Genomic DNA, 16,582 nt, shown 5'->3' with positions numbered 1-16,582 from the left:
GTTGAATAATGTTTTAAATGAGCAAGATAATTTTATAGCACTTGAAAAAGTTGATGATTTTCACTCAGATATAGTTAGATATAATGTTCGAACTGGAAAAAAAGAAAAAATTGTGAGTGGTGTTAGCAATGGTATATATAATGATGCAGAGTTATTTTATTTAGAGGATAAGATTATGGTTAAATATGATAGGTCGGTGAGTGAGAGTTTATATATAGCTTTTGATATGGATGGGGAAGCTGAGAGAACTATTATATATACCAATGAATTATCAGCAGACTTAGCAAAAGAAAATGGTGGAAGTAAGATGGATTATAGTTGCTTAGATTCAATGGAGGGTGGAGGAGTAATTATTAATAAAATAAAATGATAGAATAAAGTGAAAAAAACTTCTAGTAGCGCATATTTAGTTTGTGAGAGCAAAATAAATAGTAAAGGAGAGGTTGTATTATGTTAGATATTACAAAGATGCTTATAGACTATAATTACTCAAGCAGAGGGAGTAATAAGATTAAGTATATAGTTGTGCATTGTACAGGGAATTACAATAAAAGTGCAGGAGTGGATAATCACTATAAGTATTTTAATGATGGGGATAGGGGAGTATCAGCAGATTATTTTGTTGATGATAAAAAGGTAGGTATGTTTGTAGAAGATAAAAATTATGCTTGGCACTGTGGTGATGGAAGAGGAAGGTTTGGTATAACTAATTCTAATTCTATTGGAGTTGAAATTTGTGTTAATAGTGGAAGTGAGTATGAGAACGCAGTTAAAAAAGCAGCAGAGCTTGTTGGATATCTTATGAAAAAGTATAATATTTCAATTGAAAATGTTAAAAGGCATTATGATGCAAGTAGAAAGCAGTGTCCAAAAGAAATTATGGAAGGTAAGGATGGTGTTTCTTGGGATGAGTTTAAATTTTTTGCGCAAAGTGGTGAAGTAAGTGGAAAGCTTTATAGGGTAAGAAAATCGTGGGGAGATGTGAAAAGTCAAAAAGGTGCTTTTACAGAAATAGAGAATGCTAGAAGGTGTGCCATTAAATATGGATTTAGTGTTTATGATGAAAAAGGAAGTTGTATTTATAAAGGTTAATAAGAGAAAAAAAGGATTATCTAAGCTAGGCTTAGGTAATCCTTTTTTGAGTTTAATATTATCTATTTACATCAGATTTAATAAATACAACAAATCCTATTATTGCAAGGATTATGGCAAGAATTACAATTTCAATTCCACCAAGTGTGTTGTTAAGTATAGCTTTACTCTGTGAAAATGCTCTTATTACTCCAACGAAAGGAAGGTTTAAGTAAGGTAGAGGTGTTATATCAAAGAATATTAAGCTTTTAGTAAATAGTATAATTGTTACAATTGGTGCTCCTATAAATATTATTATACTTGAAGCAACTGAGACTGCTGTGCTTTTTGTTACTGCTGAAAGCATAAATGCAAAAGCACCAAAAAGAAGCAGACTAAGGCTAAGATAAAGTATAGCAAGTATAAGAACTCCAAAATAATTATGACTTTCAACAATTCCTGATGAAACTTTTATAACAGGTGTTAAATAGTCACCGAATCCAAAGAGTACTCCACTTGATATTGTTACAAGTATCATTGACCCAAATAGGACAGCATACCCAACAATATAAACTGCAATAAGCTTTGAAAGTAGAACTTTAAATCTTGAAACTGGTCTTATAAGTAGAAGTTTTATAGTTTCTTTTGAGAACTCTACAGAAACAACTCCACCAGCTAGTATAATCATAAAAATTATAGCTACGATTGCATATAAAGAGATAAATGAGTTTGTAATATCTCTTGAACTACTACTTTGGAACTGAGTTTGAGGTATATTATGCTCAAGGCTATACCAATCAGCTTTAATTTGGTTGTTAAATGTAGTTTGATCATGTTTAAACTTAGCAACATATTGCTCATAAGTTACACGCCCATGAGGGTTTGATAAGAACTGAGTTTTTGTAACCATTGGATTTTGACTACTTGGTATAATAGTAGCTAAATTACTTAATGTAGCACTTTTCCAATTTGTCATACTAAAAGGTATCTTATGGTCAACTCTATATTGATCAATTTTGATTATACTTTTTAATGCACTGATATTAATATAAATTGAACGTATTTTATCTTCTAAAGTTAAACTTGTAGGTTCTTTCTTAAACTTTTTATTTAAAGGTACAAGTTCAGCTTCAAGAGTTTTAATTTGTGCTTTAGTATTAGTAATTTCTTTTGTAAAATGTTCAATATAATTATTCTCTTTTATATTATTATAAAGTGTAGTTTTTTCTGTGTTAAGTTTTTTTAGTGCTGCTGCATATTCACTAGTTGGAAGTTTTAACACTGATGGGTCTAATGAAATAGTTCCAGCAGGAATACTTGCTGAAATAGTAGCAGAACTTATATTTTCTTTTAGAAGATTTATAGCATCTATTTTATATAATACTTCAAGATATTTAGAAGCTTCAGTAGATCGCCAACCTGCTTCTTCAACTTTTGAATCAATTAAAAGTTTTACTTGTGCTTCTTGTGATTTCAAGAAAGCAGCTTTAGCTTTTCCACTATCTTTTTTAGTATCTAAATTTTTAAGTTCTCCAGTTGCAGCCCCAAGTTGGAACTGATATATCTCACTAGTTAATCCAGATGCATGGCTCATAAATACTTTAGGTATAATAGGTATAAGTATTGATGATATAAATATTATGGCTATTACTACTATTATACTTGGTTTTATTAAGAGCTTTGTAAGCTCATTTGTTGTTAAGTTATACATTTTTTTAATCATGGAAATACCACCTACCTTATTTGTTTAGAACCAGTTAATTCTATAAATTCATCTTCAAGTGTTTTTACCGAAGTTGAAATTTCAAAAACAGATAAATCATTTTGTACTAAAAGTTTATTTATTTCTGATATAGTATTTTTACTAGCTTCTAGTTTTATTTTTTCATCAGATATAGTAGCATTTACATCATTAAAGTTTGTATTTATAAGGTTTAATCCCTTATTTAAATCATCAGTTTCAATGCTATAAAGTGATAATTCAGTTTTAGAATGTGCATTAATATCACTCATTGATTTAATGTCTTTAAGTTTTCCACCATCAATAATACAGAATCTATCGCACATTAGTTCCATTTCTGAAAGAAGATGACTTGATACAATTACAGATGCACCTTCATTTGTTAAATCACGAAGATTTTGTCTAAGTTCTTTGATACCCATAGGGTCAAGTCCATTAGTAGGCTCATCAAGTATGATAAGTTTTGGCTTATGGAGTATTGCTTGTGCAACACCAAGTCTTTGTCTCATACCAAGAGAGTATCTTTTTACTTTTTCATTGATTCTATTATCAAGCTTTACAAGTTTTACAACTTCATCAATTCTTTCTTTTGAAATATCACCATGCATTTTAGCGTAGTATTTAAGATTTTTCATACCACTCATATATCCATACATTTCAGGATTTTCTACAATCCCACCAACATTAGCAAGTGCTTTTTCAAAATCAGTTTTTACATTGTATCCATCTATAAAAATTTCACCAGAACCTATTTTTATAAGTCCAGTTATCATTTTTATAGTTGTAGTTTTACCAGCTCCATTTGGTCCAAGGAATCCGAATATTTCACCAGGATTAATAGTAAAGCTAATATCATCAATGATTTTTTTCTTGCCAATAGATTTGCTTACATTTTTAAGTTCAAGTATTGGTTTCATCAGTTACTCCTAATATAATTTATTTACCCAAAGGCATTATCCCAAATTATACAAGTATAAATCTTCTATTTAGCTTCAAAAAGGTTAAAAAGTTAAAGATGAAGAAAAAAATGTAAGAATAGTGTTGTTTATACAAAAAATATAATAGTATGGTAATATTATCTAATTAAAATATTGGTTTGATAATAAAAGTATTATTTAAATATTAAGATAAGGTTACAAATTTAATAAATATGGAAAGGAATAAACTGTTTAGATGTAGATAAGTAAGATTATTAGTTGATTTTAACAGATGTGTTAATACACATAGTAATATAGGGGGAGATTTATTATTTATATATAGAAAAAATTGATATAAAGCTTGATAATGAAAGGCATACATAATAAAATGTAACTATAAAAGAAATAAAATCATATAGGTAGTTGAGAGGCTAGGATATACCTTAGTAGCAATCTAGATGAGAACGATATCTTTTATAAAAAAATTGTGCTTTTTTTAGGTCTTTATATTTAGTGATAACTTAGGTTTTTAATCATATAATTTTGAGTGAGATGAAATCTGGTAATCATTTATAGATATCTAATACAGAAACAAAATATTCACAGAAGATGTGGAGGGAAGTTATAATGAACGCAAACTTAATAATAATAACAATATCTGCTTTAATACTTTTAATATCAGTGATCGCGGTGACAATGTCAAAGCATACTTCATTAGATGGATCAGTTGAAGTGGTATCTTATGCTCATAAAGGGTCTTCAAATGGATTTACTCATTACAGTAAGCCAAAGATGATGATAGAAGAGCTTAACGTGGATTAAAAATTAACAACCTGTGAGAGATAAAGGGTTAACTCACGAGTACTGTATCTTATAAAAAGCAACTTATACTGAATTTTCAGGATAGGTTGTTTTTTTATATAAAAAATTAAGAGTTTCTTACAATTATAGTTAAAAAAAGAATCTTCATAGCATCTACAATTTTAAAAAGGAAAATATATACATAATACAGTAAATATAGTGTTTTACTATGAATTAGTTATAATTTTAGATTTATTAAAAGTTAATTTGTTTTAGGGGGGATTTTTTTGGAACAATTATTATCAGGAGAAAGTGTTAATTTTATGCTTGTATTTTTAGAAGGTATATTTTCATTTTTCTCACCATGTATAATACCATTAATACCATTATATATTAGTTATCTTGCAGGAAATGCAAAGGTAGTAAGTGAAGATGGAACTATAACTTATAATAGAGGAAAGGTATTTTTACATACTGTATTTTTTGTTATAGGGATATCATTTGCATTCTTTATACTTGGGCTATCATTTTCAGCACTTGGTTCATTCTTCAATAGTAATAAGATGATATTTACAAAAGTTGGAGGAATATTAATAGTAGTACTGGGGCTTGTACAACTTGGTGTTTTAGATTTTAAATTTATGCAAAGAGAAAGAAGATTAAATGTAAATCTTGGACTTAAAAAAATGAATCCAATTAAAGCTCTTTTACTTGGGTTTACATTTAGTTTTGCTTGGACACCTTGTGTTGGACCAGCTCTTGGTTCAGTGTTAATTATGGCATCAAGTGCACAAACACCACTACTAGGAAATATGCTAGTTATGGTTTATACACTTGGATTTGTACTACCATTTTTATTTATGGGGATTTTTACATCACAAGTTTTGAACTTTATAAAGAAAAATCAAAATGCTTTAAAGTATGTTATTAAAGCTGGTGGGGTAGTTCTTGTAATGCTTGGAGTTATGACTTTTACAGGTTGGCTTAATAATATTTCAGGGTATTTAAATTCAATATCTCCAAATAGTACAGTACAAACTGAAGAAGGAGCAAAACCTCAAACTGGAGGAGAAAATAATAGTAGTGAAAGTGAAAGTGGAAGTACAACTGATAATAATTCAAATTCTTCAGAGCAAGAAAAAACTAAAGCTCCAGATTTTGAACTTAAAGATCAGTATGGAAAGACACATAAGCTATCAGATTATAAAGGGAAAGTTATATTCTTAAATTTCTGGGCAACTTGGTGTCCTCCTTGTAAGGAAGAAATGCCACATATTGAAGATTTATATAAAGAATATAATCTAAATAAAGATGAAGTAGTAATTCTTGGGGTTGCACAGCCTGGTGGTAGGGAACCAGATGCTAATGGAATAAGTAGCTTTTTAAAAGAGAATAATTATACATTTCCAACAGTTTTTGATGAAACAGGAGATGTAGGAGGGGATTATTATATTAGTGCATATCCAACTACTTATATGATTGATAAAAATGGTGATATATTTGGATATGTTGCTGGTGGACTTACAAAAAGTAATATGAAAAATATAATAAATCAAACACTTGGTAAAGAGTAAAAATATATAAAGTAGAAAATATAAAAAGGAATATAATTTAAGGACATATGTAGCTATAGATGGGACAAATAGGAGAATAGAATACAAAATAGGGACTAAAACTGATAATTAAATTTATCAGTTTTTTTATATATATTTATCTTTTTTTATCTAAATATATTAAAAAATATAATAATGAGTTTTAGAGAATATCTTTTAATATTATATTTTATAGTTTTTATAGTTATTTGATGAAAGTTTGTTATTACTCTGAAAAGAGATAGATGAGGGTATATGATATAATAAAAAAGTCCTAAAACAGGCAGTTTAATAGGATGGTAGGTTTATACATAAGAAAAAATAGTAGGAGAGATTATCATGAGTTTTTTTAAGAAATATTCAAAGTTCCATAAGGGATACTTTATATTATTTTTAGTAGTAAATTTAATTATATTTGGATTATCAATATATAATAAGGTTAGTATTGGTGAGAGTCCAACAATATTTGATGTGTTAGCATTAACAACAACGGTAACTGGTATGTTATCAGGAATTTATACAGCAAGAGGAGAGCTTGGAGCTTTTACTTGGGGAGTAGTTAATACTTTTACATATATTTTTGTTGCGTGGCATAGTCAGATTTATGGACAAGCTATATTGTATATATTCTTTGAAACACCAATGCAAGTAGTTAGTTACTTCATTTGGAAAAGAAATATGCAAAAATCAGATGCAGTTACAGTTGAGCCAAGAAAGCTTAATTTAAAGAAGTGGATAGTTTTAATAATACTATTTATAATAGTTTGGTTTATATATGGTACCTTTATAAACTATCTACCAGAGATTTTCAAAACAGATTTTTCAATATTAATTAAAAAAGATCCACTGTATATAATAGATTCACTTTCAACAACTCTAACAATCACAGCAGTAATACTTACTAGTATGAGATTTATAGAGCAGTGGTATTTCTGGATTGCATCATCATTTATAGGAATAATAGTATTTGTGCTATCACTATTTATTAGTAGTTTCTCATTGAATTCATTATCAGCAATGATTATGTGGATAGAGATATTATCAAATTCAGTATATGGGTTTATTCTATGGAAAAAACTTAAGCAGGCAAACAAAGCGAAAGCTACAACTGTTTAAAATATAGACAAGCACTAATATGTAGGGTATTAGTGCTTTTTTATTTGTTATTAAAATATATTTAGTATAAGAAAGAGTAGAGGGTGATTGGTATTATCCTATAAGAAGATTTATAATATTCTTATAAGATAATTTAAAATTAAATGATTGGGGGAATTAATATGGATGAAAGAAAAGAAATATTAGAAAAAATCAGTAAAGGTGAAGTTGGTGTAGATGAAGGACTTATATTACTTGATAAATTAGAAGCTAATAATAAGAATTTTGTCTTAGTTCAAAAGAAAATATATACAAAATTAAAGATTAAAGTAGATATAGAAAAAGTAAACATTGCAGATAATATGAATGTGAATTTAAGCATACCAATATCTATGCTTAAAATGTTAAGTGATTTTAGTAGTTATATACCATCAGATGAAATGAGTAAACTTAATGGTAATGGTTTTGATATGGTTGGGTTTGATTTTAAGAAAGTTATTGATGATATAGAAAATGGAACTTTAGAAAATGAAATATTATATTCTGTTAATAATGATGATGAAAATGGAAAAGTTAATATAAAAGTCTATGTAGAATAGTCTATAATGATAAAAACACCTTTAATATACATACTATTAGAGGTGTTTTTATTATATTTATTTATATTAATTTTATACAATTAATACAAATAGCTCTTAGACCTTGCTATGACTAGTTTTAATAGGAGTTTGCTATTAGCACAAAAACATAAAAATAGAACGAGTAAAATTGATTTGTCAATAGTTTTTGTGAATAAAATTTGCGAAAAATTAATATTTATGCTATACTAAGTACATAGAGATACATTGTGCGTATTGAAAAAGAGAAATATTTTCATAATTTCCATCTGGGATTCACCCAGTCTAATAATATATTTTTTAATATATGTCGTTTGACAACTATGCTTAACATAAATAAAAAAATCTTGATTCATACATCAATTTTAAAAAGCAAATTTATATATTTAGTAGTTTAAATTTATAATTAACGTCAGTAAATCGTGGATTAACATAATTGCAATTGTTAAAAACAGTACAATGTGTATAGGAATAATACATTTTAGTAGTATGACTAATATACAAAGGAGAGTTTTAATTTGAATAAAAATAAAAAAGGAATAAGTAAGGGTGTGTTTTCTGCCTTAACATGGGGACTAGACACAGTAATTTCAGGAATAATACTATCTATGCAACCGTTTGCGGGACATGTTAGTTTATTATTTGCGCCACTTGTGGCAGTATTTTTACATGACTTCTTAGGAGCTATATGGCTTTTAATATATTTAACAATAAAGGGAGAGCTTAAAGATTTATTTAAGTGCTTTAAAAAGAAAGAATCATTTTATGCTATTGCAGCAGGGATTCTTGGTGGACCAGTAGGAATGGGAGGATATTACCTTGCCATTAAGTATATAGGACCATCATATTCAGCAGCTATATCATCAGTATACCCAATTATGGGAGCAGTACTTGCAGCTATTATTTTAAGAGAAAAACTTAATAAAATTGGTTGGATGGGACTTGTTTTTGGAGTAGTAGGAGTTGTACTTCTAAGTATGGATGGTACAGGTGGATCACTTAGTCTACTTGGTATAGGATTCGCATTAATGCCAGTTATCGGTTGGGGTTCAGAGAGTATTATATCAGCAGTAGGTATGAAAGATGGAGAACTTAAACCAGTTCAGGTTTTAAATATTAGATTACTTGCATCAGGAATAACTTTTGGTGTGATTGTACTTCCAATAATTCATGGATATGGTCTTGTAGAAAATCTTGTTATGGTTAATCCTATGACACTTGCATTAATAGTTTTAGTAGGACTTGTTGGAGCAATTTCACTTAGTGCATATTATAGTGCAATTAAGGATATTGGACCAGTTAAAGCAATGTCTATTAATATAACATATGTTATATGGGCAGTAATAATGGGATTATTTATGTCAGGAAATACAATGTCATTTACTAAGATATTATTTATAGGAATGATATTTGCAGGTTCAATATTTGTTATTATAAGTAAGAAAGATGAGAAAAATGTTATTGAAGAGATTATTATAAAAGCACCAGCAGTACTTAGTTTTGATATGATGAAAATTAAGAAAAATGGTGATAGAGTAATGATAAATAAAGAGATAAAATTAAAGAAGAGTCTTGCAAAAGCTGAGATAAAAGCGGAACGTTACAATGTTAAGCAAGAAATAAAAAATGAAAATGCACTTAAAAAAACTTATAAAAACTTAGATAAAGAAATGATGAATTTAGTTTTTGGTAGATAATTTGAGAGTGTAAAATTAAAAAGTGAAAGTCTAGAAAAAAAGTAGCAGTAGGATGTGTTTATTCCTACTGCTATTTTTTTTACATATAAAATAGTAAAACAGACAAACTATTTATAGATGTGTTAAAAAACATATAAATAAATAGAGGTGTTAAAATATGAGTAAAAGTAAAAATACGAGTGGATATGTTAAATCTATTATTTCAGCATTTACATGGGGGATAGATACAGTTATATCAGGAATTATTTTATCAAGCCCACCATTTGCTAAAGTTGATGGAATTATGCTTTTTGCTCCACTTGTAGCAGTCTTTTTACATGATTTTATAGGTGCTATTTGGCTACTTATATATCTTGCAGTTAGAGGGAGACTTAGAGATTTTATAAAATCACTTAGGAAAAAAGAAGTTAAATTTGCAGTTCTTGCTGGACTTCTTGGTGGACCTATTGGAATGGGAGGTTACTATCTTTCAATTAAATATTTAGGTCCTTCATATGCAGCTGCCTTATCATCAGTCTATCCTATTATGGGGGCAGTTCTTGCAGCTATTTTCTTAAAAGAAAAACTTGGACCAAGAGGCTGGGGAGGACTATTTATATCAGTTGTTGGAGTAGTTCTTTTAAGTTTTGATGGTGGAAAAGGTTCTATAAGTATGATGGGACTTATCTTTGCAGCTATGCCTATAATTGGATGGGGTGGTGAGTGCATAGTTTGTGCTATTGGTATGAAAAATGAAGAACTTAGACCAATACAGGTATTAACTATAAGACAGCTTACTTCTGGAATTTGCTTTGGAGCAATTATAATTCCTATAATAGGAGGTTTTGGAGTTTTAAAAGATGTACTTACAGATAGAAATACACTTCTTTTAAGTATACTTGTAGCATTTGTTGGTGCAGTATCACTTGGACTTTACTATATTTCAATTCATTCAATTGGAGCTGTTAAAGCTATGATTGTAAATATTACATATGTAATATGGTCACTTGCAATAAGTGTAGCATTTATGGGAGCAACTATTACACTTAAAAAAGCTTTGTTTATAGGATTAATATTTGCTGGTTCACTACTTGTTATATTTAGAAAATCAGCACAGGAAGGCTATGAAGGATAATTAAAAAAGGACTATTGTTATATTTAAAATTAATATAACAGTAGTCCTTTTATGGTTATGCTATGGATTTTTGTTTTTTTAGTTTATCATACATATAAAATGGCATTATAGAAAATATCATTACAAGAGATATTACTATAAAGGCAACTATGTTATAAGGTAGGAAATTTTGAATTCCCATTATTAGATTTGATATACCTATAATAATAGGATGTGTTATATAAATTGCTAAAGTATATTTTGAAAAAACCTTTATAAGAGCAAAGATTTTAAAATTATCCCTTTTTACTATTAAGTCGGCAATATAATATAAAACTATAAGACTAAGTAATGAGAGTATCAAAACTTTAAATGAACTTGGAGATGAGCGATAATAGTTAACTGTATCTGTTTTAAAAGATTGAAAAGTATATAGATTAACATAAATAATTTGAGCTATAAAAGCTACTATAAATAATTTTATATACTTATAGATAAAGTCATATATAGTACTGAAATTTTTATATACAAGCCCACCAAGTATGAAGTAATACATCCAAGTAATAAGACTTCTATCAAGGTAAGTGAAAATAGTAACTCCAATTGTTGAAGTTGATTTAGAAAGTATAGCATAAGCATTTTCACTTATTATATACTGAATAAAAGTTATTAAAAATACTGATTTAAGACCTAAGCTTTTATTAAGTTTTACAGTTGTATATCTAAAGATTGGGAAAATTAAATAAAGCTTAATAAGTATATTTAGATACCATAAGTGTGGAACGGCATTACTCCATATAAAAGAAGTTAAGAATTCTTTTATAGAATAGTTACTTACTAAAGCAACAGGGATTAAGAACAGTAAGTTAGATAATATATAAATATATAATATTCTTGTGAATTTATTTTTATAAAAATCTTTTAAGGATATAGTTTCATAACTTTTTATAAGTAAAAATCCAGTTATAAAAAGAAAAATAGGGACTGCAAATTTTGAAAAATTATGAATAATTCCAAAAAGGAGATGTGTTGATTTTTCTGTAAGAGAGGAATTTAAAAATCTCTCAACAATATGTTGATAAACTACTAAAAAGCAGCAAAATATTTTCATTAAGTTTAATTGATTATTTATTAAATGTTTCATAAAATCCCCCTTGTTACCTAATGAGAATAATACAATAGCTGGTTATAGATGTAAATGTAAACTAAAGAAAGTTTTAGAAGTTAACAGTACTTTAAAATAAAAAGGCTTATTAAGTAAAAAGAGTAGAATTTATATTTTGTAAATTAATTATTAAATTTAAATTTCAAGTCTTTATTATCATTGCGAAAAATAAGTTTTCTTGTTACATTTAAGGTAGAAAATGGATAATGTATAAATTTTTATATGTAAGGAATGGTGAAATGAAATTATCAAAAATAAAAATTATTTGTGGTATTATGCTAACAATATGTACAGTTGGTGGAGTGGTAATAGGAATAGTAAAAAATAAAGAGAGTGAACGAAAAGTAATTACAAATGAAAAAGATGTTAATGAAAAAAACGAGAAAAAACAAGTAACAGATTTAACTGAATTTTCTAAGAAATATACTGAGAAATTAACTTTATGTGAAAAAGAAATAGAAGAGTTTTATCTTGAATATTGTAAAGAAAAGAATGAAATAACAGAAGCAAAGAGAATATTTGCTATAAAAACTGCTACAATATGGGATGATGAGTTGAAAAATATTTATGATGAGTTAAAAGAGATATTAACAACAGAAGAATTTAGAAAATTAGAAGTAGAACAAATAGAGTGGATAAAGAAAAGAGATAGAGATATAAATATGAGTGAAGGAAAAATATTAGATACAGATATAGCAGATAAAGTAGGTGTTGATACAAGAAGTAGATGTTACGAATTAATAAATGTGGAAGTACCTAAAATTATAAGAGAGTGTAAAGAACCTTTAGTAGAAGAAATTGCTAAAGAAGAGAAGAAAGAACATAGTAAGCCAAAACCAGTTCCACAAAAACCTATACCTCCTGTAGTTCCAACAAAACCAGTTAAACCTGAAGTTGATCAAACAGAAAGGTTTAAAGCTTTAATTGAGTTACCTTGTCATTGCATAGTAGATAACCCAAGGTATAAAGATTTGCCAGATTATATTGATTGCACCTGTAGAAATGCAACAGCAGAAAGTTTAAGTTGTAATACGGTAACTTGTAGTCTACCTTTAGGGTGTGATGCAGGGTGTGCTTTTGACATAGTTCCATTTTGTGAAGAACATGATCCTTTAGGTTTTGAGGCTCATAATGGGCATGTAAATGATGATCAATCAATTGGATACTGTGAATATGGTATTAGTTGGGAGAAACCATAGATGAAGCTAAGGAATACTTAGAATAAAAAAAGCGATAGACAGTTAGAAAATTGGTTTCTAACTGTCTATCGCTTTTATGGTAAAAGGTAATAACCTTTTTTATTTGTGTGAGTGTCCAGCCATATGAGGATGTCCAGCAGGCATTTGCCCATGAGGATGTCCACCCATATGTGGGTGACCAGCAGGCATTTTCATTCCTGGTTTAACTTCTGGATGTCCAGCAGGCATTTTAGCATGTGGATCAACTTGGAATAATTTAGCTTCAAGTTCAACTGAAACTCCAATGTTATAAATATAAGCATTAGCTATTTCATTAAGCATTAAAGCTTCCATTTCAGGTGTTAGTTCCATTTTTGATAAGTTTCCAACATAAGCCATTGCTCTAGCCATAGAATCTTCAATTTCTGGGAACATAAAGTAGTTAAGAGCTGAGTCATCTATTTTATAACTTTCTTTAACTATTTTAAATATTGTTCTTCCACCGAATAAATCAGCAAGGAATCTAGTATAAGCATGTGCCACTAAAAGCATTGGGTTATTTGTACCAAGCTCATCAATTCTAGCTGCATAAGCGATAGCAGAAGGAAGTAAAGTTAAATCTTTTACTTTATCTCCTAATAGAACTTGTAAGTCTTTTTCTATTTGCTCTGATCTATATAAATCTTTAGTAATGAAAGGTTTTAAAGCTTCAACATTACTATTTTTATCTAAGTTTCTTTCAATTGCTTCATAAGCAGCCTTTAAGTTGAATAAGAATTCAGCATAACTTTGAGTTGTAGCTTTCCCTGCTACAAGTCTAGCATTAAATCCTGTAGTTTCAGCTGCTGTGTGTAGATTTCTATTACTTTCTCTCATTTTCATTGCAAAACCGTTTCTATTCATTTTGACCACCTCAATAAATTATTTATAAACTAATTATCATTAGTTAGTATACTAACAGTATAACGCTGGTGATAAATATTATCATTACAAAAAGTATAAATTAAGTTATCAAAAAAAATACATTTCATACTTAAATACTAGGAAATAAAATTTAATATAATAAAAATTTAGATTAAATTTTACATATTATAATAGGAAAGAAAAAAATTGCTTTATAATTAATTGGGCAAAGTGTATTATTAACTAATAAGAAAAATATTAAGAAAATAAACGAAAGAAGAGGAAATAAGATGAACAAGAGTAGTATTATAAAAGCTATTGTAGTTTTTTTAGCTGTTGGAATATTTATGTATTTATCTAAGTTGATTCTTGGAACTGGAAATGAAATTATGGGAATGCTTATAGTTTTATCAGTACTTATGTTGCTTGGAAAAGATTTAACAGGAAATCCATACAGAAATATAGCTAAAATCTCAATATTTGGAGTAGGTTCAGTTGTATGTTCATATCTTGCAAATATAAATATATATCTTGGCATTATAGTAAATTTAATTTGGATATTTATAATTGTATATTCTAATGTATTTAATTTGAAAATTCCCATGTATATATCATTTTTACTTACATATATAATGTTACTTACATTAAAGACAACAGGGGGACAGATTATACCAAGGTCTTTAGCTTTAATTTTTTCAGGGATTTTAATTGTAGCAATACAAGTTATTTTAAGGAAGAAGAAACTTAAAAATACTAAAAGACCAAATCTTTTAAGATGTCTTAGAGTTTTAGATAAGGAACTTGAGAGTATAGTTAATGATAAAGATATACAAAATCATAAAGAAAAATTTAATGAGGCAATTAAAATATGGAATTCTAATTTGCTAGAGAGAAGACAAAATAATTTCTACTTTACAGCAAGAGAGAATAGACAGAGTATAATGATTGCAAATCTTGAGAAATTACAAAAAGATATTATAGAAATAAAAAAATATAATGATAGGGATGAGAGCTTTGCAGTTGTTCTTGTTAGTTTAAGACTTGTTGTAAATGAAATAATAAAAGGGATAACAGGTAAAGCTAGTATTAATGATGTTAAGGAAAGGCTTAATCAGTATCAAGAAAATTCAAAAGATAAAATAAATAATTATCATGTATATAGTATATCTGAAATTATGAAAACTTTATTTAATCTTGTTGAGAGCAAAGTTTATGAAACTGAAGATACAAAGATATTTACTAAAAAACCAACTTTAATGAAATTTATAAAATATACTTTTGATAAAGATTCATTAAGATTTACATTTGCTATAAGGATAGCTATTCTTATGTCAATAAGTTATTATGCTATATCAGGAATGCAACTTGAGTATGGTAAGTGGATAATGTTCACTCTTATGTCTGTTTGCCAACCTTATGATACAACTACAACAGCAGTTGGTAGAGATAGAATAAAAGGAACTATACTTGGAGCTATAATAGTTTTAGTTAGTTTTACATTTATACAAAGTATGGCACTTAGAATGGGAATAATGGGAATAGGTTTCTATATATTTATAGATTCAAAGAAGCCAATAATAAAAGGAATAGGAACAACTATGTTTGCTCTTAGTATAGTTGAACTTGGTGTAAAAGCTGGAGAAGCTACAATGTATATAACGCTTGATAGGGTAATGTATACAATTATAGGATTTATTATTGCCATAGTAGGAAGCAAAGTTATATTCAAATATGATATAAAAAGAGAAACAAAAAGTTTAGTTGATAAATATTATAAAATAGTTAATTCAAATATAGAAAACCTTATGAAAAAAGAGGATATTAAAGGGATTACAGTAGCACTAAGATCATCAATGATACTTACTAAATCTATAGAAAGTAAGATTATAATAAATAATTCTATAGAGAAAAGTGCTAATATAGAGTTATTCCTAGAACATTCAAGAAATGTTATGATAAATATTTATGATAGTCTTAAAAGGATACAAAGTCTTGGAGATAAAGAAGAGGTTGAAGAGGTTAAAAATAAAGTTTTTGAAGTTTATAAAAAATTTGGAACTAGATTTGAAGATACGATACTAAATAGAATAGATGAAGATTTTGAAATAAATAAAAGAAGTGCATTATATATTTCACTTGCACAAGTTTTAGAAGAATTCATGGAAGTGAAAAATGTAAAAAAAGAAATAGTATTATAAAAATAGAATGGACTACCATAGAGGTAGTCCATTTTACTATTTTGAATTAAATTTTTCTTTAAATGAGTTTCTGAGATTTGTTAGTTCAAGTGAGTTTTCTGTATCTATTCCACCAGCAAGAAGTTTAAGTATATTAGCTGTTGAAATCTCAACATGTCTTGATACTTCAGTTTCATCTGATTCAAGATAATTAAGAAGAAGAGTTATTTCACTATAATGCTCTACAATTTCATCATCTGTAGAAAGTAGTAATACTCTTAAAAAAGTTTTAGTTAGTTCTAAGTTTTTAGTATCATTTTTTGTAGCTTGTATCCATGATTTAAAATCGTTAGACATTATAACATCTCCTAAAATTTAATTTTTCTAATATAAATATATCATAATATAAAAAATTAATAAATTTGCAATTTTAATATTTGTTTTATATGGTAGAATTAAAATTCAGGTTAGATTTTATATAGATTGTAATAGAATTAAAAAATAGTATTTTATTTATAAAAACAAAGAGAAATTT

At 27.7% G+C, this 16,582-nt stretch carries 15 protein-coding genes; 10 read left to right on the top strand and 5 right to left on the bottom strand.

Translation table 11 applies throughout. The features are described 5' to 3' along the window. Both Q0V15_RS07265 and Q0V15_RS07260 read left to right on the top strand, forming a co-directional pair. Positions 1–370, top strand: a 370-nt coding sequence (locus Q0V15_RS07265) for a hypothetical protein (RefSeq protein ID WP_297437480.1), incomplete at its 5' end; no start/stop codon positions are given. Between the two features lie 80 nt (positions 371–450). Continuing rightward, a complete protein-coding gene (locus Q0V15_RS07260) occupies positions 451–1,092 on the top strand; it encodes an N-acetylmuramoyl-L-alanine amidase family protein (RefSeq protein ID WP_297437478.1) in 642 nt (213 codons plus the stop codon). A 58-nt stretch (positions 1,093–1,150) separates the two neighbouring features. Here the strand turns inward: Q0V15_RS07260 and Q0V15_RS07255 are convergent, their stop codons facing one another. Further along, positions 1,151–2,794, bottom strand: coding sequence for an ABC transporter permease (locus tag Q0V15_RS07255; protein WP_297437476.1), 1,644 nt, complete (start codon positions 2,792–2,794; stop codon positions 1,151–1,153). An 11-nt stretch (positions 2,795–2,805) separates the two neighbouring features. Then, complete coding sequence (locus Q0V15_RS07250; protein ID WP_297437474.1) at positions 2,806–3,729, bottom strand: ABC transporter ATP-binding protein; 924 nt, start codon at positions 3,727–3,729, stop codon at positions 2,806–2,808. A 627-nt stretch (positions 3,730–4,356) separates the two neighbouring features. Between Q0V15_RS07250 and Q0V15_RS07245 the strand changes: the two genes are divergently transcribed. From Q0V15_RS07245 to Q0V15_RS07220, 6 genes are all read left to right on the top strand, one after another. Then, positions 4,357–4,551, top strand: a complete 195-nt coding sequence (locus Q0V15_RS07245; RefSeq protein WP_297437472.1) for a hypothetical protein — start codon at positions 4,357–4,359, stop codon at positions 4,549–4,551. Between the two features lie 302 nt (positions 4,552–4,853). Beyond that, positions 4,854–6,104, top strand: a complete 1,251-nt coding sequence (locus Q0V15_RS07240) for a cytochrome c biogenesis protein CcdA (RefSeq protein WP_297437482.1) — start codon at positions 4,854–4,856, stop codon at positions 6,102–6,104. A gap of 357 nt (positions 6,105–6,461) precedes the next feature. Further along, positions 6,462–7,238, top strand: coding sequence for a nicotinamide riboside transporter PnuC (gene pnuC, locus Q0V15_RS07235; RefSeq protein ID WP_297437470.1), 777 nt, complete (start codon positions 6,462–6,464; stop codon positions 7,236–7,238). A gap of 161 nt (positions 7,239–7,399) precedes the next feature. Then, positions 7,400–7,816, top strand: a complete 417-nt coding sequence (locus tag Q0V15_RS07230; RefSeq protein ID WP_297437468.1) for a hypothetical protein — start codon at positions 7,400–7,402, stop codon at positions 7,814–7,816. Positions 7,817–8,352: 536 nt separating this feature from the next. Next, positions 8,353–9,531, top strand: a complete 1,179-nt coding sequence (locus tag Q0V15_RS07225) for a DMT family transporter (protein ID WP_297437466.1) — start codon at positions 8,353–8,355, stop codon at positions 9,529–9,531. A gap of 157 nt (positions 9,532–9,688) precedes the next feature. After that, entirely contained in the window at positions 9,689–10,645 is a 957-nt protein-coding gene (locus Q0V15_RS07220; RefSeq protein ID WP_297437464.1) for a DMT family transporter, read from the top strand. Between the two features lie 55 nt (positions 10,646–10,700). Here the strand turns inward: Q0V15_RS07220 and Q0V15_RS07215 are convergent, their stop codons facing one another. Beyond that, a complete protein-coding gene (locus Q0V15_RS07215; protein ID WP_297437462.1) occupies positions 10,701–11,768 on the bottom strand; it encodes an acyltransferase in 1,068 nt (355 codons plus the stop codon). Between the two features lie 227 nt (positions 11,769–11,995). Between Q0V15_RS07215 and Q0V15_RS07210 the strand changes: the two genes are divergently transcribed. Further along, positions 11,996–12,988, top strand: coding sequence for a lysozyme inhibitor LprI family protein (locus Q0V15_RS07210; RefSeq protein WP_297437460.1), 993 nt, complete (start codon positions 11,996–11,998; stop codon positions 12,986–12,988). 99 nt (positions 12,989–13,087) lie between these two features. On the opposite strand, the gene Q0V15_RS07205 is transcribed toward Q0V15_RS07210, so the two are convergent. After that, a complete protein-coding gene (locus Q0V15_RS07205) occupies positions 13,088–13,870 on the bottom strand; it encodes a heme oxygenase (biliverdin-producing) (protein WP_297437458.1) in 783 nt (260 codons plus the stop codon). A gap of 290 nt (positions 13,871–14,160) precedes the next feature. Between Q0V15_RS07205 and Q0V15_RS07200 the strand changes: the two genes are divergently transcribed. After that, complete coding sequence (locus tag Q0V15_RS07200; RefSeq protein WP_297437456.1) at positions 14,161–16,068, top strand: FUSC family protein; 1,908 nt, start codon at positions 14,161–14,163, stop codon at positions 16,066–16,068. 36 nt (positions 16,069–16,104) lie between these two features. On the opposite strand, the gene Q0V15_RS07195 is transcribed toward Q0V15_RS07200, so the two are convergent. After that, positions 16,105–16,404, bottom strand: a complete 300-nt coding sequence (locus Q0V15_RS07195; RefSeq protein WP_297437454.1) for a hypothetical protein — start codon at positions 16,402–16,404, stop codon at positions 16,105–16,107. Between the last annotated feature and the right edge of the window lie 178 nt (positions 16,405–16,582).

Source organism: uncultured Clostridium sp. (assembly GCF_947036855.1).
GTDB lineage: Bacteria > Bacillota > Clostridia > Clostridiales > Clostridiaceae > Sarcina.
The sequence above is the reverse complement of the archived record's forward strand: the minus strand, read 5'-3'. Positions and strand labels throughout refer to the sequence as shown.

Coding starts and splice junctions, on each gene's coding strand:
- Q0V15_RS07260 (WP_297437478.1), top strand. CDS start 451: ATGTTAGATATTACAAAGATGCTTATAGACTATAATTACTCAAGCAGA.
- Q0V15_RS07255 (WP_297437476.1), bottom strand. CDS start 2,794: ATGATTAAAAAAATGTATAACTTAACAACAAATGAGCTTACAAAGCTC.
- Q0V15_RS07250 (WP_297437474.1), bottom strand. CDS start 3,729: ATGAAACCAATACTTGAACTTAAAAATGTAAGCAAATCTATTGGCAAG.
- Q0V15_RS07245 (WP_297437472.1), top strand. CDS start 4,357: ATGAACGCAAACTTAATAATAATAACAATATCTGCTTTAATACTTTTA.
- Q0V15_RS07240 (WP_297437482.1), top strand. CDS start 4,854: ATGCTTGTATTTTTAGAAGGTATATTTTCATTTTTCTCACCATGTATA.
- pnuC (WP_297437470.1), top strand. CDS start 6,462: ATGAGTTTTTTTAAGAAATATTCAAAGTTCCATAAGGGATACTTTATA.
- Q0V15_RS07230 (WP_297437468.1), top strand. CDS start 7,400: ATGGATGAAAGAAAAGAAATATTAGAAAAAATCAGTAAAGGTGAAGTT.
- Q0V15_RS07220 (WP_297437464.1), top strand. CDS start 9,689: ATGAGTAAAAGTAAAAATACGAGTGGATATGTTAAATCTATTATTTCA.
- Q0V15_RS07215 (WP_297437462.1), bottom strand. CDS start 11,768: ATGAAACATTTAATAAATAATCAATTAAACTTAATGAAAATATTTTGC.
- Q0V15_RS07210 (WP_297437460.1), top strand. CDS start 11,996: ATGTATAAATTTTTATATGTAAGGAATGGTGAAATGAAATTATCAAAA.
- Q0V15_RS07205 (WP_297437458.1), bottom strand. CDS start 13,870: ATGAATAGAAACGGTTTTGCAATGAAAATGAGAGAAAGTAATAGAAAT.
- Q0V15_RS07200 (WP_297437456.1), top strand. CDS start 14,161: ATGAACAAGAGTAGTATTATAAAAGCTATTGTAGTTTTTTTAGCTGTT.
- Q0V15_RS07195 (WP_297437454.1), bottom strand. CDS start 16,404: ATGTCTAACGATTTTAAATCATGGATACAAGCTACAAAAAATGATACT.